At 66.4% G+C, this 16,365-nt stretch carries 28 protein-coding genes; 1 reads left to right on the top strand and 27 read right to left on the bottom strand.

Going from position 1 to position 16,365, the window contains the following annotated elements; translation table 11 throughout:
- Nucleotides 1-2: 2 nt before the first annotated feature.
- Nucleotides 3-845 (top strand): hypothetical protein, encoded by an 843-nt coding sequence (locus CG740_RS28475; protein ID WP_100578220.1) that lies wholly within the window; start codon nt 3-5, stop codon nt 843-845.
- Here CG740_RS28475 and truA read toward each other — a convergent pair.
- The 27 genes from truA to rplB all read right to left on the bottom strand — a co-directional run bounded on the left by truA (nt 816) and on the right by rplB (nt 16,342).
- Nucleotides 816-1,688, bottom strand: coding sequence for a tRNA pseudouridine(38-40) synthase TruA (truA, locus tag CG740_RS28470; protein ID WP_100578134.1), 873 nt, complete (start codon nt 1,686-1,688; stop codon nt 816-818). The genes CG740_RS28475 and truA overlap by 30 nt on opposite strands.
- A gap of 85 nt (nt 1,689-1,773) precedes the next feature.
- Complete coding sequence (gene rplQ / locus CG740_RS28465; protein ID WP_100578133.1) at nt 1,774-2,244, bottom strand: 50S ribosomal protein L17; 471 nt, start codon at nt 2,242-2,244, stop codon at nt 1,774-1,776.
- 179 nt (nt 2,245-2,423) lie between these two features.
- Nucleotides 2,424-3,446, bottom strand: coding sequence for a DNA-directed RNA polymerase subunit alpha (locus tag CG740_RS28460; protein WP_010473911.1), 1,023 nt, complete (start codon nt 3,444-3,446; stop codon nt 2,424-2,426).
- 168 nt (nt 3,447-3,614) lie between these two features.
- Nucleotides 3,615-4,019, bottom strand: a complete 405-nt coding sequence (gene rpsK, locus CG740_RS28455) for a 30S ribosomal protein S11 (protein ID WP_003956432.1) — start codon at nt 4,017-4,019, stop codon at nt 3,615-3,617.
- A 69-nt stretch (nt 4,020-4,088) separates the two neighbouring features.
- Entirely contained in the window at nt 4,089-4,469 is a 381-nt protein-coding gene (gene rpsM / locus CG740_RS28450) for a 30S ribosomal protein S13 (protein WP_100578132.1), read from the bottom strand.
- Nucleotides 4,470-4,658: 189 nt separating this feature from the next.
- Nucleotides 4,659-4,772 (bottom strand): 50S ribosomal protein L36, encoded by a 114-nt coding sequence (rpmJ, locus tag CG740_RS28445; RefSeq protein WP_003956441.1) that lies wholly within the window; start codon nt 4,770-4,772, stop codon nt 4,659-4,661.
- Nucleotides 4,773-4,832: 60 nt separating this feature from the next.
- Nucleotides 4,833-5,054: a translation initiation factor IF-1 gene (infA, locus tag CG740_RS28440; protein WP_003956442.1), complete on the bottom strand. Its 222-nt coding sequence runs from the start codon at nt 5,052-5,054 to the stop codon at nt 4,833-4,835.
- A 277-nt stretch (nt 5,055-5,331) separates the two neighbouring features.
- Nucleotides 5,332-6,177 carry a type I methionyl aminopeptidase gene (gene map / locus CG740_RS28435; RefSeq protein ID WP_100578131.1) on the bottom strand — a complete coding sequence of 282 codons (846 nt, stop codon included), beginning with the start codon at nt 6,175-6,177 and terminating at the stop codon, nt 5,332-5,334.
- A 262-nt stretch (nt 6,178-6,439) separates the two neighbouring features.
- Nucleotides 6,440-7,096, bottom strand: coding sequence for an adenylate kinase (locus CG740_RS28430; RefSeq protein ID WP_100578130.1), 657 nt, complete (start codon nt 7,094-7,096; stop codon nt 6,440-6,442).
- The gene (secY, locus tag CG740_RS28425) at nt 7,096-8,409 is read right to left on the bottom strand and encodes a preprotein translocase subunit SecY (protein WP_100578129.1); all 1,314 of its coding nucleotides are present in this window, start codon (nt 8,407-8,409) and stop codon (nt 7,096-7,098) included. The genes CG740_RS28430 and secY overlap by 1 nt, the downstream gene beginning before the upstream one ends.
- Before the next feature lie 235 nt (nt 8,410-8,644).
- Nucleotides 8,645-9,100 (bottom strand): 50S ribosomal protein L15, encoded by a 456-nt coding sequence (gene rplO, locus CG740_RS28420; protein ID WP_100578128.1) that lies wholly within the window; start codon nt 9,098-9,100, stop codon nt 8,645-8,647.
- A gap of 1 nt (nt 9,101) precedes the next feature.
- Nucleotides 9,102-9,284, bottom strand: coding sequence for a 50S ribosomal protein L30 (rpmD, locus tag CG740_RS28415; protein WP_077971845.1), 183 nt, complete (start codon nt 9,282-9,284; stop codon nt 9,102-9,104).
- Nucleotides 9,284-9,886 (bottom strand): 30S ribosomal protein S5, encoded by a 603-nt coding sequence (rpsE, locus tag CG740_RS28410; RefSeq protein ID WP_100578127.1) that lies wholly within the window; start codon nt 9,884-9,886, stop codon nt 9,284-9,286. The genes rpmD and rpsE overlap by 1 nt, the downstream gene beginning before the upstream one ends.
- Nucleotides 9,887-9,932: 46 nt before the next feature.
- The gene (gene rplR / locus CG740_RS28405) at nt 9,933-10,316 is read right to left on the bottom strand and encodes a 50S ribosomal protein L18 (RefSeq protein ID WP_100578126.1); all 384 of its coding nucleotides are present in this window, start codon (nt 10,314-10,316) and stop codon (nt 9,933-9,935) included.
- A gap of 3 nt (nt 10,317-10,319) precedes the next feature.
- On the bottom strand, nt 10,320-10,859 hold the full coding sequence (gene rplF, locus CG740_RS28400) for a 50S ribosomal protein L6 (RefSeq protein ID WP_100578125.1): 540 nt from the start codon (nt 10,857-10,859) through the stop codon (nt 10,320-10,322).
- A gap of 21 nt (nt 10,860-10,880) precedes the next feature.
- Nucleotides 10,881-11,279 (bottom strand): 30S ribosomal protein S8, encoded by a 399-nt coding sequence (rpsH, locus tag CG740_RS28395; protein WP_003966947.1) that lies wholly within the window; start codon nt 11,277-11,279, stop codon nt 10,881-10,883.
- A gap of 223 nt (nt 11,280-11,502) precedes the next feature.
- Nucleotides 11,503-11,688 carry a type Z 30S ribosomal protein S14 gene (locus tag CG740_RS28385; protein WP_003948630.1) on the bottom strand — a complete coding sequence of 62 codons (186 nt, stop codon included), beginning with the start codon at nt 11,686-11,688 and terminating at the stop codon, nt 11,503-11,505.
- Nucleotides 11,689-11,693: 5 nt separating this feature from the next.
- On the bottom strand, nt 11,694-12,251 hold the full coding sequence (gene rplE / locus CG740_RS28380; protein WP_053727613.1) for a 50S ribosomal protein L5: 558 nt from the start codon (nt 12,249-12,251) through the stop codon (nt 11,694-11,696).
- Complete coding sequence (gene rplX, locus CG740_RS28375) at nt 12,251-12,574, bottom strand: 50S ribosomal protein L24 (protein ID WP_053727612.1); 324 nt, start codon at nt 12,572-12,574, stop codon at nt 12,251-12,253. Before rplX ends, rplE begins: the two co-directional genes overlap by 1 nt.
- A gap of 2 nt (nt 12,575-12,576) precedes the next feature.
- Entirely contained in the window at nt 12,577-12,945 is a 369-nt protein-coding gene (gene rplN / locus CG740_RS28370) for a 50S ribosomal protein L14 (protein WP_053727611.1), read from the bottom strand.
- Between the two features lie 100 nt (nt 12,946-13,045).
- The gene (rpsQ, locus tag CG740_RS28365; RefSeq protein WP_100578124.1) at nt 13,046-13,330 is read right to left on the bottom strand and encodes a 30S ribosomal protein S17; all 285 of its coding nucleotides are present in this window, start codon (nt 13,328-13,330) and stop codon (nt 13,046-13,048) included.
- Nucleotides 13,330-13,554 (bottom strand): 50S ribosomal protein L29, encoded by a 225-nt coding sequence (gene rpmC / locus CG740_RS28360; RefSeq protein ID WP_100578218.1) that lies wholly within the window; start codon nt 13,552-13,554, stop codon nt 13,330-13,332. Before rpmC ends, rpsQ begins: the two co-directional genes overlap by 1 nt.
- A complete protein-coding gene (gene rplP / locus CG740_RS28355) occupies nt 13,554-13,973 on the bottom strand; it encodes a 50S ribosomal protein L16 (RefSeq protein ID WP_053727610.1) in 420 nt (139 codons plus the stop codon). The genes rpmC and rplP overlap by 1 nt, the downstream gene beginning before the upstream one ends.
- A gap of 5 nt (nt 13,974-13,978) precedes the next feature.
- The gene (gene rpsC, locus CG740_RS28350) at nt 13,979-14,821 is read right to left on the bottom strand and encodes a 30S ribosomal protein S3 (RefSeq protein WP_100578123.1); all 843 of its coding nucleotides are present in this window, start codon (nt 14,819-14,821) and stop codon (nt 13,979-13,981) included.
- Nucleotides 14,821-15,168 (bottom strand): 50S ribosomal protein L22, encoded by a 348-nt coding sequence (gene rplV, locus CG740_RS28345; protein ID WP_004571827.1) that lies wholly within the window; start codon nt 15,166-15,168, stop codon nt 14,821-14,823. The genes rpsC and rplV overlap by 1 nt, the downstream gene beginning before the upstream one ends.
- Nucleotides 15,169-15,211: 43 nt before the next feature.
- Nucleotides 15,212-15,493 (bottom strand): 30S ribosomal protein S19, encoded by a 282-nt coding sequence (gene rpsS, locus CG740_RS28340; protein ID WP_100578122.1) that lies wholly within the window; start codon nt 15,491-15,493, stop codon nt 15,212-15,214.
- A gap of 12 nt (nt 15,494-15,505) precedes the next feature.
- Nucleotides 15,506-16,342: a 50S ribosomal protein L2 gene (gene rplB / locus CG740_RS28335; RefSeq protein WP_100578121.1), complete on the bottom strand. Its 837-nt coding sequence runs from the start codon at nt 16,340-16,342 to the stop codon at nt 15,506-15,508.
- Nucleotides 16,343-16,365: the final 23 nt, after the last annotated feature.

The raw sequence follows: 16,365 nt of genomic DNA, 5'->3' as shown, positions 1-16,365 counted from the left end.
GCATGAGCTTTGGGCAAGGGGGACCCGGGTGGGGCCCGGGGGATCAGCAGACGCCGGACTGGGCGGCGCTGGCCGATGCGTCGGCCGCGCGCAACCGGCGCAGGAAGTGGCTGTTCATAGGCGGCGGTGCGCTCGCCACGGCGGCGGTCGTCGCGGTGGTGGCCACCGTCATCGTCACCGCGGGGTCCAAGGACGACGGGAAGTCCGCGAGCGATCTGCCCTCGCCCCCGGCGCTGCCGAGCAACAGCGCCCAGCCGGGGCCCTCGTTCTCGCACGTGGCCCCGCCGCCCCCGCCCAACCCGTACGACTACGTCGCGAGCGCGAAGAAGGACACGGCCCCGCTGAGCGCCGACACCCTCTTCCCCGGCAAGGCCCTCACCCTGGGCAGCGGCGCCTACACCAAGGGCCCCACCGACAGGGTCACCGACTGCTCCTCGGCCACCCAGGGTTCGCTCGGCCCGATCCTCAACAGCAACGGCTGCCGCCAGGTCATCCGGGCCACGTTCACCAAGGACGGCGTCGCGGTCACCGTCGGCGTCGCGGTGTTCGACACGGACGGCCAGGCCACGAAGGCCAAGCAGCAGGCGAACGGCGGCATCGCCTCGCTCTCCGGCTCGGGCGTGAACACCTTCTGCCGGGGCGGGTCGGTCTGCCGCAACACGACCAACTCCTACGGCCGCTATGCCTACTTCACGATCGGCGGCTTCGCCAACGGGAAGAGCGTGACGAAGAGCGACGCGGCCGTCTTCACCGCCGGCGACGACCTCGCGAAGTTCACCTTCGACCAGATCGTCGCCCGCGGCCGCAACCAGGCGTCAGCAGCAGCCGCCCGCCCCGCCGGCTGAACTCCCTGGAAGCGTACGCAGGTTGCGCGCCTCCTTGCTGCGCGCGGCGAGCAACTCGTCGGCGGGGTAACCGACTTCCTCCAGGGTCAGGCCGTGCGGCTTGACCACGTGGACGGAGGAGTCGCGCACCGCCGCCGCGAGCACCCTGCCAGGCCACTCCGGGCCGCGGTGGCCGTCGCCGACGTGCAGCAGCGCGCCCACCAGTGAGCGGACCATGTTGTGGCAGAAGGCATCGGCGCGCACGGTCGCGGTGACGATCCCGTCGTCACCGCGCACCCAGGACAGCTCCTGGAGCGTGCGGATGGTGGTGGCGCCCTCGCGCTTCTTGCAGTACGCCGCGAAGTCGTGCTCGCCGAGCAGCGCAGCCGAGGCCGCGTTCATCGCCTCGACGTCCAACTCCCAGTCGTGCCACAGGACATGACCCCGCAACAGCGGATCGACACCGCCCACGTTGTCCGTCACCCGGTACGCGTACCGCCGCCAGATCGCCGAGAACCGCGCGTTGAACCCGCTCGGCGCCTCGGCCACCCGCCAGATCCGCACATCGTGCGGCAGCCGCCCCGCCAGGCGCCGCAGCAGCTTCTCGCGGTGCTCGGCCCACACCTGCTCGGGCAGGTCCACGTGCGCGACCTGGCCGCGCGCGTGCACCCCGGCGTCGGTGCGCCCGGCGACCGTCAGGTCGTACGTCACGTCCGACCGGGTCACCGTGCGCAGCGCGTCCTCGATCTCCCCCTGCACGGTCCGGCGCCCGAGCGGCTGCCGGGCCCAGCCGGAGAAGTCCTTGCCGTCGTACGACAGATCAAGACGCACCCGGACGAGGCCGGGCTCCACCTCATCACTCACGTAACAGATCCTCTCAAAGCGTCCACACAGCGGAACGGGCCCGCCCCCCGAAGGGAACGGGCCCGTTCACCAGCCTTCAGAACGCTTACGCGTCCTTCGCCTCGTCGGCCGGCGCGGCGTCCTCGGCCTTGGCCTCGGACTCCTTGACGGCGCGCACGGTGGCGGCCTCGGCCTCGGCGACGGTCGCCTTCTTGGCGATCTCGCCCTCGACCAGCTCGATCACGGCCATCGGAGCGTTGTCACCACGACGGTTGCCGATCTTGGTGATACGGGTGTAACCACCCGGACGCTCCTCGTAGCGGGGCGCGATCTCGGTGAAGAGGGTGTGGACGATGCCCTTGTCGGTGATCGTCTGGAGCACCAGGCGACGGTTGTGGATGTCGCCCTTCTTCGCCTTGGTGATCAGGCGCTCGGCGACGGGACGCAGGCGACGGGCCTTGGCCTCGGTCGTCGTGATCCGGCCGTGCTCGAAGAGCGACTTCGCCAGGTTGGCGAGGAGCAGCTTCTCGTGCGCGGCGCTGCCGCCGAGACGAGCACCCTTTGCGGGACGCGGCATGGTGTTTCTCCTTGGTGTCTGCCCCGGCCGTATCAGGTACCAGGGTCAGTATCCGAGCAGGCGGTCGCCCGTCGGAGATCCGGGAGCTCCCCGAAGGGGGCGCCCGGAAGGGGCGCGGGGAACTGCGCGATCAAGCACAGCGGACCCGCACCCAAGAACGGACCGGATGGCCCGAGCTCTTAGTACTGCTCGGTCTCCACGAACCCGGCGTCCGCGTCATCATCGGCGCCGAAGGCGTCAGCCGCGGCGGTCGGGTCGAAGCCGGGAGGCGAGTCCTTCAGGGCGAGGCCCATACCGGCCAGCTTCGCCTTGACCTCGTCGATCGACTTCGCACCGAAGTTGCGGATGTCGAGCAGGTCCGCCTCGGAGCGCGCCACGAGCTCACCCACGGAGTGGATGCCCTCACGCTTGAGGCAGTTGTACGACCGAACGGTGAGCTCAAGCTCCTCGATCGGCAGCGCCAGATCGGCGGCGAGGGCGGCGTCCGTGGGGGACGGGCCCATGTCGATGCCCTCGGCGTCGATGTTGAGCTCGCGCGCCAGACCGAACAGCTCGACCAGGGTCTTACCGGCCGACGCCATGGCGTCGCGGGGACGCATGGCCTGCTTGGTCTCGACGTCGACGATCAGCTTGTCGAAGTCGGTGCGCTGCTCGACACGGGTCGCCTCGACCTTGTACGTGACCTTGAGCACCGGGGAGTAGATGGAGTCGACCGGGATACGGCCGATCTCCTGGCCCAGCTGCTTGTTCTGCACGGCGGAGACGTAGCCGCGACCGCGCTCGACGGTCAGCTCCATCTCCAGCTTGCCCTTGCCGTTGAGCGTGGCGAGCACCAGGTCGGGGTTGTGCACCTCGACACCGGCCGGCGGGGCGATGTCAGCAGCGGTGACCAGGCCGGGACCCTGCTTGCGCAGGTACATCACGACCGGCTCGTCGTGCTCCGAGGAGACGACCAGCTGCTTGATGTTGAGGATGAGGTCGGTGACGTCCTCCTTGACGCCCGGCACGGTGGTGAACTCGTGCAGGACACCGTCGATCCGGATGCTGGTGACAGCGGCACCGGGGATCGAGGAGAGGAGCGTACGACGCAGGGAGTTGCCGAGCGTGTAGCCGAAGCCCGGCTCCAGGGGCTCGATGACGAACCGCGAGCGGTACTCGTCAACAACCTCTTCGGTCAGCGAAGGGCGCTGAGCGATAAGCATGTGGAGATCCTTCAGTCATGGGCACCCACTATTTGATGCCCTGCTGGGTACTGCGTACTGCAAGGGTACGGGCGGCACGGCCCGAATGAGCCGTACCGCCCGAGCCTCAAGGCAATCCTTGAAGCAACCTCGCGTCAGACGCGGCGGCGCGGGGAGCGCCGCCCCGGATCAGACGCGGCGGCGCTTCGGGGGACGGCAGCCGTTGTGCGGCGTCGGGGTGACGTCCTGGATCGAGCCGACCTCAAGGCCAGTGGCCTGGAGGGAGCGGATCGCGGTCTCGCGGCCGGAGCCCGGACCCTTGACGAAGACGTCAACCTTGCGCATGCCGTGCTCCTGCGCGCGGCGGGCGGCCGACTCGGCGGCCATCTGCGCGGCGAACGGAGTCGACTTGCGGGAGCCCTTGAAGCCGACGTGGCCGGCGGACGCCCAGGAGATCACGTTGCCCGAGGGGTCCGTGATCGAGACGATGGTGTTGTTGAACGTGCTCTTGATGTGCGCGTGGCCGTGAGCGACGTTCTTCTTTTCCTTGCGGCGCACCTTCTTGGCAGCGCCCTGACGACCCTTGGGGGGCATGTCTTACTCCAGATGGAGGGGAGGTGATCGGTCCTACAGCGAAGACCGCTGAAAAGCGTCCGCTGTGGACTACTTCTTGCCCGGCTTCTTCTTACCGGCGATGGCGCGACGCGGGCCCTTGCGGGTACGAGCGTTCGTGCTGGTGCGCTGACCGTGGACCGGCAGACCACGACGGTGGCGCAGACCCTGGTAGCAGCCGATCTCGACCTTGCGGCGGATGTCGGCGGCAACCTCACGGCGAAGGTCACCCTCGGTGCGGAGGTTGGCGTCCACGTACTCGCGGATCTTGACCAGGTCCTCTTCGGCCAGGTCGCGAACGCGGGTGTTCGGGTTCACACCGGTCGAGTCGAGGATCTCCTTGGACCGGGTGCGCCCGATACCGAAGACGTAGGTGAGTGCGATCTCCACACGCTTTTCGCGCGGGATGTCAACACCTGAAACGCGTGCCATTTACTGGCTCCAGTTGTTTTCGGGGGTCTTCCACAGCACCGCTCCCGACCGCCGTACTAGGTACGTTTCGGGTCCCCGGCCCCCGCCGGAGGTGTCACCAGCCGGGGAAACCGGCCAGGTGGATGCTGCGTATGTACGTTTTGCTCGCGTCGCGGGAAGAACTGCGAAATGCAGGTCGGTCGGCGTGCGTCAGCCCTGGCGCTGCTTGTGGCGCAGGTTGTCGCAGATGACCATGACCCGGCCGTGACGGCGGATCACCTTGCACTTGTCGCAGATCTTCTTGACGCTCGGCTTGACCTTCATGGGATGTCAGGTTCTCCGGGTCAGTGCCACCGCCGCCCGTGAGGACGACGTGGGCAAGATCTACTTGTACCGGTAGACGATCCGGCCACGCGTCAGGTCGTAGGGAGAAAGCTCCACCACAACCCGGTCATCCGGGAGGATACGGATGTAGTGCATCCGCATCTTGCCGCTGATGTGCGCGAGGACCTTGTGACCGTTCTGGAGTTCCACCTTGAACATGGCGTTCGGGAGGGACTCGATCACGGTGCCCTCGATTTCGATGGCACCTTGCTTCTTGGCCACGCTTCGCCTTTCGAATCGGCTACCTTGATCGACTCCCGCAGCCGTGTGTGGACACACGGGTACACGAGAGCCGACGCATCAGTCTACGTCAGGGCACTCGAAAAGACGAATCAGATGAGTTTGCCCCAACGAGGAGATCGTTACGCCAGGTGCCGGGGCCACCTATCCCCCGACCCCCCGGCCCGGCCAAGCCCCCCTCGCGGGCTCGGCGCCGGGGCGCCTCACAAGCTTCGAGCGGCTGCGCCGGCCTCCGACCGGCGATCCCGGGCCTCAGGGCTCAGCCCAACGGATCCGGAGCCGTCGCAACCCCGAGCTCCGCCAGCTTCGCCTTGCCGCCGTCCGGCATCGTCAGGACCAGCGGGCCGCTCTCCGTCAGGGCGACCGAGTGCTCCCAGTGCGAGGACCAGGAACCGTCGGTCGTGATGACGGTCCAGTCGTCCTCCAGGACCTCCGTGCGGGCGGTGCCGAGGGAGACCATCGGCTCGATCGCCAGGCAGAAGCCGGGGATCAGCTTCGGGTTGTGGCGGCCCAGCATGCGGCGCTTGTCGACGTAGTTCAGGAGGTGCGGGTCCATGTGCATCTCGGAGCCGATGCCGTGGCCCCCGTAGTCCTCGACGATCCCGTACTTACCGGTCGAGGGACGAGGCTGGCGGCGGATGTACGACTCGATCGCGCGCGAGACGTCGATGAGCTTGTTGCCCTTCTTGACCGCGGCGATGCCGGCCCACATCGACTCCTCGGTCACCCGGGAGAGCTCGATCAGCTCGGGGGCGTGCCCGCCGCCGACGAAGGCGGTGTACGCGGCGTCACCGTGCCAGCCGTCGATGATCGCGCCGGCGTCGATGGAGATGATGTCGCCGTCCTTCAGGACGGTCTTGTCGTCCGGGATGCCGTGCACGACGACCTCGTTGACCGAGGTGCAGATCGTGGCGGGGAACCCGCCGTACCCCAGGAAGTTCGACTTCGCGCCGTGCTCGGCGATCACCTTGCGGGCGACCTCGTCCAGGTCCTTCGTCGTGGACCCCGGCACCGCGGCCTCGCGGGTGGCGGCGTGGATCGCGGCGACGACAAGCCCCGCCTCGCGCATCTTCGCGATCTGCTCGGGGGTCTTGATCTCCACCATGTGCGGCTCACGCCTTTCCGGTACGGGTATGGGTCACCCTCAACGATAAGGCTTCCGGGACCGGCCTCGACCGGGCCGCCCGGGGCCGAGCGGCTCAGTGCCGGCATACCCAGCCCGTCCGGTAATTGAGGACGAGCGCCGTTCAGGCGCGATACGGGGTCTGGGGCGGAGCCCCAGGACGGGCGGAGCCCCGGGCCAGGACGCGGAACGGCCGCGGCACCCCCCGCCAGGGGGCACCGCGGCCGTTCAGGGAAGCCGGGGACTACGCCGCTTCGCGGCGCAACGCCTCCATCGCCTTCTTCGTGACCTCGTCCACCTTGCCGAGCGCGCTGATCGTGATGACCAGACCCTGCGCACGGTAGTAGTCGATGATCGGCTCGGTCTCGCTGTGGTAGACCTCCAGGCGCTTGCGCACCGTCTCCTCGGTGTCGTCACCGCGCTGGTACAGCTCACCGCCGCACTGGTCGCAGACGCCGTCCGCCTTCGGGGCGTTGTACGCCACGTGGAAGACATGCGCGCTGTTGTTGCGGCAGATCCGCCGGCCGGCGATCCGCTTGACGACCTCGTCCTCGGGGACTTCGAGGTCGAGCACGGCGTCCAGCTTCACGCCGTCCGCCTTCAGCACCTCGTCCAGCGCCTCGGCCTGCACCACGTTGCGCGGGAAGCCGTCGAGCAGGAAGCCGTTCACGGCGTCCGACTGCTCCATGCGGTCCTTGGCCATCCCGATGGTGACCTCGTCCGGCACCAGGTTGCCGGCGTCCATGTACGCCTTGGCTGCCTTGCCCAGGTCCGTGCCCTGGCTGATGTTGGCACGGAAGAGGTCGCCCGTGGAGATGTGCGGGATCGCCAGGTTCTTGGCAAGGAACGCGGCCTGCGTTCCCTTGCCGGCACCGGGCGGTCCAACGAGGACGATTCGCATCAGCGGAGGAACCCTTCGTAATTGCGCTGCTGAAGCTGGCTCTCGATCTGCTTAACGGTTTCCAGACCCACACCCACGATGATGAGGATGCTCGTCCCGCCGAGCGGGAAGCTCTGGACGCCGCCGAAGATGATCAACGCCATTGTCGGTACGAGCGCGATCAGCCCCAGATACAGCGACCCCGGCCAGGTGATCCGGTTGAGTACGTAGCTCAGGTACTCAGCGGTCGGTCGGCCAGCCCGGATGCCCGGGATGAAGCCACCATACTTCTTCATGTTGTCGGCGACTTCCTCGGGGTTGAACGAGATCGCCACGTAGAAGAAGGCGAAGAACACGATCAGGAGGAAGTAGCTGACGATGTAGTAAGGATGGTCGCCCTTGGTCAAGTTGTCCTTGATCCAGGTCGCCCAGCCGGCCGTCGAGTTGGAGAACTGGACGATCAGCGCCGGGATGTAGAGCAGCGACGAGGCGAAGATGACCGGGATCACACCCGCCTGGTTGACCTTCAGCGGGATGTAGGTCGAGGTCCCGCCGTAGGACCGGCGTCCGATCATGCGCTTCGCGTACTGCACCGGGATGCGTCGCTGGGCCTGTTCGACGAAGACCACGAGCCCGACCATGACCAGGCCGACCAGCACCACCGTGCCGAACTCGATCCAGCCGCCGGCCAGGTGGCCCTGCTTCTTGATGGCCCACAGGGAGCTCGGGAAGCTGGCGGCGATCGAGATGAACATCAGGATGGACATGCCGTTGCCGATGCCGCGGTCGGTGATGATCTCGCCGAGCCACATGACGCAGGCGGTACCGGCGGTCATCGTGATGACCATCGTGATGGTCGTGAAGATCGACCGGTTCGGGATGATCTCGGTGGCGACCTGGCAGCCGCTGAAGAGGGCGCCGTTGCGGGCGGTGGCCACCAGGCCGGTGCCCTGGAGGATCGCCAGCGCGACGGTCAGGTAACGCGTGTACTGCGTGATCTTCGTCGTACCCGCCTGGCCCTCCTTCTTGAGGGCTTCCAGGCGCGGGATCACCACGGTCAACAGCTGCAGGATGATGCTCGCGGTGATGTACGGCATGATGCCGAGCGCGAAGATCGTGATCTGCAGCAGCGCGCCGCCGCTGAACATGTTCACCAGACTGAACAGGCCGCTGTTCTGCTGAGCCTGGTCGACACAGGTCTGTACGTTCTTGTAGCTCACCCCGGGCATCGGAATGTGCGTACCGAGCCGGTAGACCACGATGATGCCGAGTGTGAAGAGCAGCTTCTTGCGCAGGTCAGGCGTCTTGAACGCCTGGGCGAACGCGGTGAGCACGGTGCCTCCTGCGACCCCCGCGCAAGTGCGTCAGGGTGACGGTCTTGAGGATCGACGAATAAGGATAGAAGTCTTGATCTGCCAAAAATCCGTACTGTAGCCGTCCAGGCACACAGCACGGAACTTAGACAGTGCACGCCACCTTACCGGCGACCGTGCCCCCCTAGGAACGACCAACCGGGGATGCCCCATTTGAGAGGCATCCCCGGTCGGATGTTCAAGCCATCAAGCTGTCTCAGACAAGCTCGGTGACGGTGCCGCCGGCGGCGGCAATCTTCTCCTTGGCGGAGCCGGAGACGGCGTCAACCGTCACCTGCAGCGCCACGGAGATCTCGCCCTGGCCCAGGACCTTGACGAGGCTGTTCTTGCGCACCGCGCCCTTGGCGACCAGGTCGGCCACCGTGACCTCTCCACCCTCGGGGTAGAGAGCGCCGAGCTTGTCCAGGTTGACAACCTGGTACTCGGTGCGGAACGGGTTCTTGAAGCCCTTCAGCTTCGGAAGACGCATGTGGAGGGGCATCTGGCCACCCTCGAAGCGCTCCGGAACCTGGTAACGGGCCTTCGTACCCTTGGTACCACGACCTGCGGTCTTACCCTTGGACGCCTCACCACGACCCACACGGGTCTTGGCGGTCTTGGCGCCCGGGGCAGGACGGAGGTTATGGGCCTTCAGCGGGCTGTTCTCACCCATGTCAGTCAACCTCCTCAACCGTCACGAGGTGGCGGACGGTCTGCACCATGCCGCGGAACTCGGGGCGGTCCTCCTTGACAACCGTGTCGTTCAGGCGCTTGAGCCCGAGCGAACGAAGGGTGTCGCGGTGGTTCTGCTTGCTGCCGATGTACGACTTCGTCTGCGTGATCTTGAGACGGGCCATTACGCACCCGCTCCCGCACGAGCACGAAGCAGAGCCGCGGGGGCAACGGCCTCAAGGGGCAGACCGCGGCGGGCCGCGATCTCCTCGGGACGCTGCAGGCCCTTGAGGGCCGCCACGGTCGCGTGCACGATGTTGATCGCGTTGGAGGAGCCGAGCGACTTCGACAGGATGTCGTGCACGCCCGCGCACTCCAGAACGGCGCGCACCGGGCCACCGGCGATAACACCGGTACCGGGAGCAGCCGGCTTCAGGAGCACGACGCCGGCGGCACGCTCGCCCGTGATCGGGTGAGGGATCGTGCCCTGGATGCGCGGAACCTTGAAGAAGTTCTTCTTGGCTTCCTCGACACCCTTGGCGATGGCCGCGGGAACTTCCTTGGCCTTGCCGTAACCGACACCTACGGTGCCGTCACCGTCGCCCACCACGACCAGCGCGGTGAAGCTGAAGCGGCGACCACCCTTGACAACCTTGGCAACGCGGTTGATCGCGACAACGCGCTCAACATAAGCGGTCTTCTCGGCGGCAGCGCCACCGTCGCGACCCTTCCGGTCCCGCCGCTCGCCGCCACCGGCACCGCTTCCGCGGCGCTGGGGTCCAGCCATTGGATTTACCTCTCTCTGTTACGTCCGTTAGTCCCGGAACCGGGGCTTAGAACTTCAGCCCGGCTTCGCGGGCGGCGTCAGCCAGAGCGGCAATGCGCCCGGCGTACCTGTTGCCACCACGGTCGAACACGACGGTCTCGACGCCGGCCGCCTTGGCGCGCTCGGCGACCAGGGCGCCGACCGACTTGGCCTGCGCGGACTTGTCGCCCTCGCCACCACGGATCGACGCGTCCAGAGTCGACGCCGACGCCAGGGTGTGACCCTTGAGGTCGTCGATGACCTGAGCGGTGATACCGCGGTTGGAACGCGTCACGACGAGGCGCGGACGCTCCGCCGTACCGGACACGTGCTTGCGGATGCGGACGTGGCGACGTGCCTTGGCGGCACGCTTGTAAGCGTCGCCCTTGGCGATCTTCACACCGTATGCCATGGCTTACTTACCAGCCTTTCCGACCTTGCGGCGGATGACCTCGCCGGCGTACTTGACACCCTTGGCCTTGTACGGGTCGGGCTTGCGCAGCTTGCGGATGTTGGCGGCGACCTCGCCGACCTTCTGCTTGTCGATGCCCTCGACGCTGAGCTTCGTGGGCGACTCGACCTTGAAGGTGATGCCCTCGGGGGCCTCGACGGTGATCGGGTGGCTGTATCCGAGCGCGAACTCCAGGTTGGAGCCCTTCGCCTGGACGCGGTAACCGACACCGCTGATTTCGAGCGCCTTGGTGTAACCCTGGGTCACGCCGGTGATCATGTTGGCCACCAGCGTGCGGGACAGGCCGTGCAGGGCCTTGTTCTGACGCTCGTCGTTGGGGCGGGTGACGTTCAGAACGCCGTCCTCACCCTTCACGATCTCGATGGGCGCCGCAACGGCGTGCGTGAGGGAACCCTTGGGGCCCTTCACGTGGACCGTACGGCCATCGATGGTGACGTCCACACCGGCGGGAACCTGGATGGGGAGCTTGCCGATTCGCGACATTAGCTTTTCCTCCGTTCCCGACTACCAGACGTAGGCGAGGACTTCCCCACCTACGCCCTTCTTGCCTGCCTGCTGGCCGGTGAGCAGACCGTGCGACGTGGAGATGATCGCCACGCCCAGGCCGCCGAGCACCTTCGGCAGGTTGGTGGACTTCGCGTACACGCGCAGACCGGGCTTCGAGATCCGCTTGATGCCCGCGATGGAGCGCTCACGGTTCGGCCCGAACTTCAGCTCAAGGACGAGGTTCTTGCCGACTTCGGCGTCCTCGACCTTCCAGCCGGTGATGAAGCCCTCCTGCTGGAGGATCTCCGCGATGTGCGACTTGATCTTGCTGTGCGGCATCACGACGGAGTCGTGGTACGCCGAGTTCGCGTTGCGCAGACGAGTCAGCATGTCTGCGATCGGGTCAGTCATGGTCATGAATCGGCCTTCGGCCTCTCTCGCCGCGGTTTCCTGTATGCGCCATCCCTCTCCCCACTCAGTGGCGGGACGGGTGCGGTGCGGGGACCTACGGCGTAGTAAGTCGTTATGGGCGGCGGACGCCCAACCCCACAAGCCTACGGCATGTGGAGGAGGGCACCCACCGACCAGATACTTACCGAGAGCGTCCGGTAATTCCCAAGTCCCAAGGGACAGAGGGGAATTACCAGGAGCTCTTGGTCACGCCCGGCAGCTCGCCACGGTGAGCCATCTCACGAAGGCACACACGGCACAGGCCGAACTTGCGGTACACGGAGTGCGGACGGCCGCAGCGCTGGCAGCGCGTGTAGCCACGCACACCGAACTTGGGCTTGCGGGCAGCCTTCGCGATAAGAGCCTTCTTCGCCATCTCGCTTACGCCTCCTTGAAGGGGAAGCCGAGGTGACGGAGGAGCGCGCGGCCCTCGTCGTCGTTGGTCGCCGTGGTGACCACGGTGATGTCCATACCCCGGGTACGGTCGATCTTGTCCTGGTCGATCTCGTGGAACATGACCTGCTCGGTGAGACCGAAGGTGTAGTTGCCACGGCCGTCGAACTGCTTCGGCGACAGACCACGGAAGTCACGGATACGCGGCAGCGCGAGCGACAGCGTACGGTCCAGGAACTCCCACATGCGGTCACCGCGGAGGGTGACGTGGCAGCCGATCGGCTGCCCCTCGCGCAGCTTGAACTGCGCGATCGACTTGCGGGCCTTGGTGACGGCCGGCTTCTGGCCGGTGATCGTGGTGAGGTCGCGAACCGCGCCGTCCATCAGCTTGGAGTCGCGGGCGGCGTCGCCCACACCCATGTTGACCACGATCTTCACGAGGCCGGGAACCTGCATGACGTTCTCGTACGAGAACTCCTCACGCAGCTTGCCCGCGATCTCCTCGCGGTACTTCGTCTTGAGACGCGGAGTGGTGGTGGTAGCCATCAGATGTCCTCACCCGTCCGCTTGGCAACGCGGATCTTGTTGCCCTCGTCGTCGAAGCGGAAACCGACGCGGGTAACGACCTTGTTGCCGTCCTTCTCCACGACGAGCTGAACGTTGCTCACGTGGATCGGGGCCTCGGTCGTCACAATGCCACCGGTCTGCGAACCGCGAGCGGTCTGGCCGGCCTTGGTGTGCTTCTTGACCCGGTTGACACCCTCGACCAGGACGCGGTCCTCGCGGGGGAAGGCCGCGATGACCTTGCCCTGCTTGCCCTTGTCCTTACCGGTGATGACCTGAACCAGGTCGCCCTTCTTGATCTTCATGCTTACAGCACCTCCGGCGCGAGCGAGATGATCTTCATGAACTTCTTCTCGCGCAGCTCCCGGCCCACCGGGCCGAAGATGCGGGTGCCGCGGGGGTCGCCATCGTTCTTGAGGATGACGGCCGCGTTCTCGTCGAAGCGGATGTACGAGCCGTCCTGACGACGACGCTCCTTGACGGTGCGCACGACGACAGCCTTGACGACGTCGCCCTTCTTCACGTTGCCACCGGGGATCGCGTCCTTGACGGTGGCGACGATGACGTCACCGATACCCGCGTAGCGGCGACCGGAGCCACCGAGCACACGGATGCAAAGGATTTCCTTCGCACCAGTGTTGTCGGCGACACGCAGTCGCGACTCCTGCTGGATCACGTCTATCTCCTGATCGTCTGCCGGTTCCCGGCCGGGGCCTGATGACTCAAGCCCCGGCCGAGCCTGGCGGAACTAACCCAAGGGAAAACCCCTCAGATAATTACTTGGCCTTCTCAAGGATCTCGACGATGCGCCAGCGCTTGCTCGCCGACAGCGGACGCGTCTCCATGATGAGGACGCGGTCGCCGACACCGGCAGCGTTCTGCTCGTCGTGCGCCTTGAGCTTGTTCGTACGGCGGATGACCTTGCCGTACAGCGCGTGCTTCACCCGGTCCTCGACAGCGACGACGACGGTCTTGTCCATCTTGTCGCTGACGACCAGACCCTCGCGGGTCTTGCGGAAACCGCGCGCTTCAGTCGTCTCAGTCACATTCTTCTCGCTCATCAGGCGCTCTCCACCGTCTCGATGCCCAGCTCGCGCTCGCGCATCAGGGTGTAGATCCGGGCGATGTCCTTACGGACGGACTTGAGCCGGCCGTGGTTTTCGAGCTGGCCCGTCGCCGCCTGGAAGCGGAGGTTGAACAGCTCTTCCTTGGCTTCGCGGAGCTTGCCGAGAAGCTCCTCGTCACCCAGCTCGCGCAGTTCGGACGCCTTGGTTCCGGCCGACATCACGCCTCACCTGCCTCGCGCCGGACGATGCGGCACTTCATCGGGAGCTTGTGAGCGGCTCGGGTGAGCGCCTCACGAGCAATCTTCTCGTTCGGGTAGGACAGCTCGAACATCACCCGGCCCGGGTGAACGTTCGCGACCCACCACTCCGGAGAACCCTTACCGGAACCCATGCGGGTCTCGGCAGGCTTCTTCGTCAGGGGGCGGTCCGGGTAGATGTTGATCCAGACCTTGCCGCCACGCTTGATGTGGCGGGTCATCGCGATACGAGCCGCCTCGATCTGGCGGTTGGTCACGTACGCCGGCGTGAGGGCCTGAATGCCGTACTCGCCGAACGCAACCGTCGTACCACCCTTGGCCATACCGCGGCGCTTGGGGTGGTGCTGCTTGCGGTGCTTGACCCTACGGGGGATCAGCATTTCGGTCAGGCCTCCGTTCCGGTGCTCTCAGCCGGAGCGGCAGCGGCGGGAGCCTCGGCCTGGGGGGCCTCGGCAGCCGGCGCAGCCTGCTGCGGCTTGCGGCCGCGACCGCCACGCTCGCCGCCACGTCCGCCACGGCCACCGGCCGGACGGTCGTTGGCGCCACCACGGGCCGGGCGGTTACCCGCACGGGCCGCTGCGTTCTCGGCGCGAACCTCGGCGATGTTCTTGACATCGCCCTTGTAGATCCAGACCTTCACGCCGATGCGGCCGAAGGTCGTCTTGGCCTCGAAGAAGCCGTAGTCGATGTTCGCGCGCAGGGTGTGCAGCGGCACACGGCCTTCGCGGTAGAACTCCGAGCGGGACATCTCGGCGCCGCCGAGACGGCCACCACACTGGATCTTGATGCCCTTGGCGCCGGCCTTCATGGTGCCCTGCATGCTCTTGCGCATGGCACGACGGAAGGAGACGCGGGAGGAGAGCTGCTCGGCAACGGCCTGAGCAACCAGCTGAGCGTCCATCTCGGGGTTCTTGACCTCAAGGATGTTCAGCTGGACCTGCTTGCCCGTGAGCTTTTCGAGGTCGCCGCGGATGCGGTCGGCCTCGGCGCCACGGCGGCCGATGACGATGCCGGGACGCGCGGTGTGGATGTCCACCCGCACGCGGTCACGGGTGCGCTCGATCTCAACCTTCGAGATGCCGGCGCGCTCCATGCCGGACGTCATCATCCGACGGATGGCGACGTCTTCCTTGACGTAGTCCTTGTACAGCTTGTCGGCGTACCAACGGGACTTGAAGTCCGTGGTAATGCCGAGTCGGAACCCGTGCGGGTTTACCTTCTGGCCCATTACCGGGTTCCTTCCTTGCTGCTGACGACCACGGTGATGTGGCTGGTCCGCTTACGGATCCGGTAGGCACGGCCCTGAGCACGCGGACGGAACCGCTTCAGGGTCGGGCCCTCGTCCACGTACGCCTCGCTGATGACCAGCGAAGAGGCGTCGGTGTGGTCGTAGTTGTGCGCGGCGTTGGCAATGGCGCTGTCCAGCACCTTGCCGACCGGCACGCTCGCGGCCTGCGGGGCGAAACGCAGGACCGCCTGAGCCTCCGTGGCATCCATGCCACGGATAAGGTCCACCACGCGGCGGGCCTTCATGGGCGTGACGCGGATGTACCGCGCCTGGGCCCTGGCTTCCATGGTTGTCCCTTCGGTGTAAGTCATAGTCGTTACCCACCCCGCGTTAGCGGCGCTTCGACTTCCGGTCGTCCTTGACGTGGCCGCGGAAGGTGCGAGTCGGCGAGAACTCGCCGAGCTTGTGGCCGACCATCGACTCGGAGACAAACACCGGGACGTGGGTCTTGCCGTTGTGCACCGCGATCGTGTGGCCGAGCATGGCCGGGATGATCATCGAGCGACGGGACCAGGTCTTGATGACGTTCTTGGTACCGGCTTCGTTCTGAGCGTCCACCTTCTTTACGAGGTGGCCGTCAACGAAGGGTCCCTTCTTGAGACTGCGCGGCATCTAAACCCGCTCCTAGCGCTTCTTGTTCGTCTTGCGGCGGCGGACGATGTACTTGCTCGATGCCTTCTTCGGCGAGCGAGTACGACCCTCCTTCTGACCCCACGGGGAGACCGGGTGGCGACCACCACTGGTCTTGCCCTCACCACCACCGTGCGGGTGGTCAACCGGGTTCATCGCGACACCGCGGACGGTCGGGCGAACGCCCTTCCAGCGCATACGGCCGGCCTTGCCCCAGTTGATGTTCGACTGCTCGGCGTTGCCGACCTCACCGACGGTGGCGCGGCAGCGGGCGTCGACCAGGCGAATTTCGCCGGACGGCATACGAAGGTGGGCCATCGTGCCCTCCTTCGCCAGCAGCTGCACCGAAGCACCCGCGGAGCGGGCGAACTTCGCACCGCCGCCGGGACGCAGCTCGATGGCGTGGATGGTCGTACCGACCGGGATGTTGCGCAGCGCCAGGTTGTTGCCCGGCTTGATGTCGGCCCCGGGGCCGTTCTCAATGCGGTCACCCTGGCTCAGGCCACGGGGCGCAATGATGTAGCGCTTCTCGCCGTCCGCGTAGTGCAGGAGCGCGATGCGCGCGGTGCGGTTCGGGTCGTACTCGATGTGAGCGACCTTGGCCGGCACGCCGTCCTTGTCGTGACGACGGAAGTCGATCACGCGGTAGGCGCGCTTGTGGCCACCGCCCTGGTGACGGACGGTCACACGACCGGTGTTGTTACGGCCGCCCTTGCTGTGCAGGGGGCGGACCAGCGACTTCTCCGGCGTGGACCGCGTGATCTCGACGAAGTCGGCGACGCTGGAGCCACGACGGCCCGGAGTCGTCGGCTTGTACTTGCGGATACCCATTTCTCAGTCCTCGTCCGATATTC

The organism is Streptomyces sp. CB01201, from assembly GCF_002803085.1.
In the GTDB taxonomy this organism is placed as follows: domain Bacteria; phylum Actinomycetota; class Actinomycetes; order Streptomycetales; family Streptomycetaceae; genus Streptomyces; species Streptomyces hundungensis.
This window is presented reverse-complemented; position numbering and strand designations above follow the sequence as displayed.

Excerpts from the sequence above, each read along its gene's own strand:
- CG740_RS28475 (WP_100578220.1), top strand. The coding sequence starts at position 3 with ATGAGCTTTGGGCAAGGGGGACCCGGGTGGGGCCCGGGGGATCAGCAG.
- rplQ (WP_100578133.1), bottom strand. The coding sequence starts at position 2,244 with ATGCCGCGTCCCGCAAAGGGTGCTCGTCTCGGCGGCAGCGCCGCGCAC.
- CG740_RS28460 (WP_010473911.1), bottom strand. The coding sequence starts at position 3,446 with ATGCTTATCGCTCAGCGCCCTTCGCTGACCGAAGAGGTTGTTGACGAG.
- rpsK (WP_003956432.1), bottom strand. The coding sequence starts at position 4,019 with ATGCCCCCCAAGGGTCGTCAGGGCGCTGCCAAGAAGGTGCGCCGCAAG.
- rpsM (WP_100578132.1), bottom strand. The coding sequence starts at position 4,469 with ATGGCACGCGTTTCAGGTGTTGACATCCCGCGCGAAAAGCGTGTGGAG.
- rpmJ (WP_003956441.1), bottom strand. The coding sequence starts at position 4,772 with ATGAAGGTCAAGCCGAGCGTCAAGAAGATCTGCGACAAGTGCAAGGTG.
- map (WP_100578131.1), bottom strand. The coding sequence starts at position 6,177 with ATGGTGGAGATCAAGACCCCCGAGCAGATCGCGAAGATGCGCGAGGCG.
- CG740_RS28430 (WP_100578130.1), bottom strand. The coding sequence starts at position 7,096 with ATGCGAATCGTCCTCGTTGGACCGCCCGGTGCCGGCAAGGGAACGCAG.
- rplO (WP_100578128.1), bottom strand. The coding sequence starts at position 9,100 with ATGGGTGAGAACAGCCCGCTGAAGGCCCATAACCTCCGTCCTGCCCCG.
- rpmD (WP_077971845.1), bottom strand. The coding sequence starts at position 9,284 with ATGGCCCGTCTCAAGATCACGCAGACGAAGTCGTACATCGGCAGCAAG.
- rpsE (WP_100578127.1), bottom strand. The coding sequence starts at position 9,886 with ATGGCTGGACCCCAGCGCCGCGGAAGCGGTGCCGGTGGCGGCGAGCGG.
- rplR (WP_100578126.1), bottom strand. The coding sequence starts at position 10,316 with ATGGCATACGGTGTGAAGATCGCCAAGGGCGACGCTTACAAGCGTGCC.
- rplF (WP_100578125.1), bottom strand. The coding sequence starts at position 10,859 with ATGTCGCGAATCGGCAAGCTCCCCATCCAGGTTCCCGCCGGTGTGGAC.
- rpsH (WP_003966947.1), bottom strand. The coding sequence starts at position 11,279 with ATGACCATGACTGACCCGATCGCAGACATGCTGACTCGTCTGCGCAAC.
- CG740_RS28385 (WP_003948630.1), bottom strand. The coding sequence starts at position 11,688 with ATGGCGAAGAAGGCTCTTATCGCGAAGGCTGCCCGCAAGCCCAAGTTC.
- rplE (WP_053727613.1), bottom strand. The coding sequence starts at position 12,251 with ATGGCTACCACCACCACTCCGCGTCTCAAGACGAAGTACCGCGAGGAG.
- rplX (WP_053727612.1), bottom strand. The coding sequence starts at position 12,574 with ATGAAGATCAAGAAGGGCGACCTGGTTCAGGTCATCACCGGTAAGGAC.
- rpsQ (WP_100578124.1), bottom strand. The coding sequence starts at position 13,330 with ATGAGCGAGAAGAATGTGACTGAGACGACTGAAGCGCGCGGTTTCCGC.
- rpmC (WP_100578218.1), bottom strand. The coding sequence starts at position 13,554 with ATGTCGGCCGGAACCAAGGCGTCCGAACTGCGCGAGCTGGGTGACGAG.
- rplP (WP_053727610.1), bottom strand. The coding sequence starts at position 13,973 with ATGCTGATCCCCCGTAGGGTCAAGCACCGCAAGCAGCACCACCCCAAG.
- rpsC (WP_100578123.1), bottom strand. The coding sequence starts at position 14,821 with ATGGGCCAGAAGGTAAACCCGCACGGGTTCCGACTCGGCATTACCACG.
- rplV (WP_004571827.1), bottom strand. The coding sequence starts at position 15,168 with ATGGAAGCCAGGGCCCAGGCGCGGTACATCCGCGTCACGCCCATGAAG.
- rpsS (WP_100578122.1), bottom strand. The coding sequence starts at position 15,493 with ATGCCGCGCAGTCTCAAGAAGGGACCCTTCGTTGACGGCCACCTCGTA.
- rplB (WP_100578121.1), bottom strand. The coding sequence starts at position 16,342 with ATGGGTATCCGCAAGTACAAGCCGACGACTCCGGGCCGTCGTGGCTCC.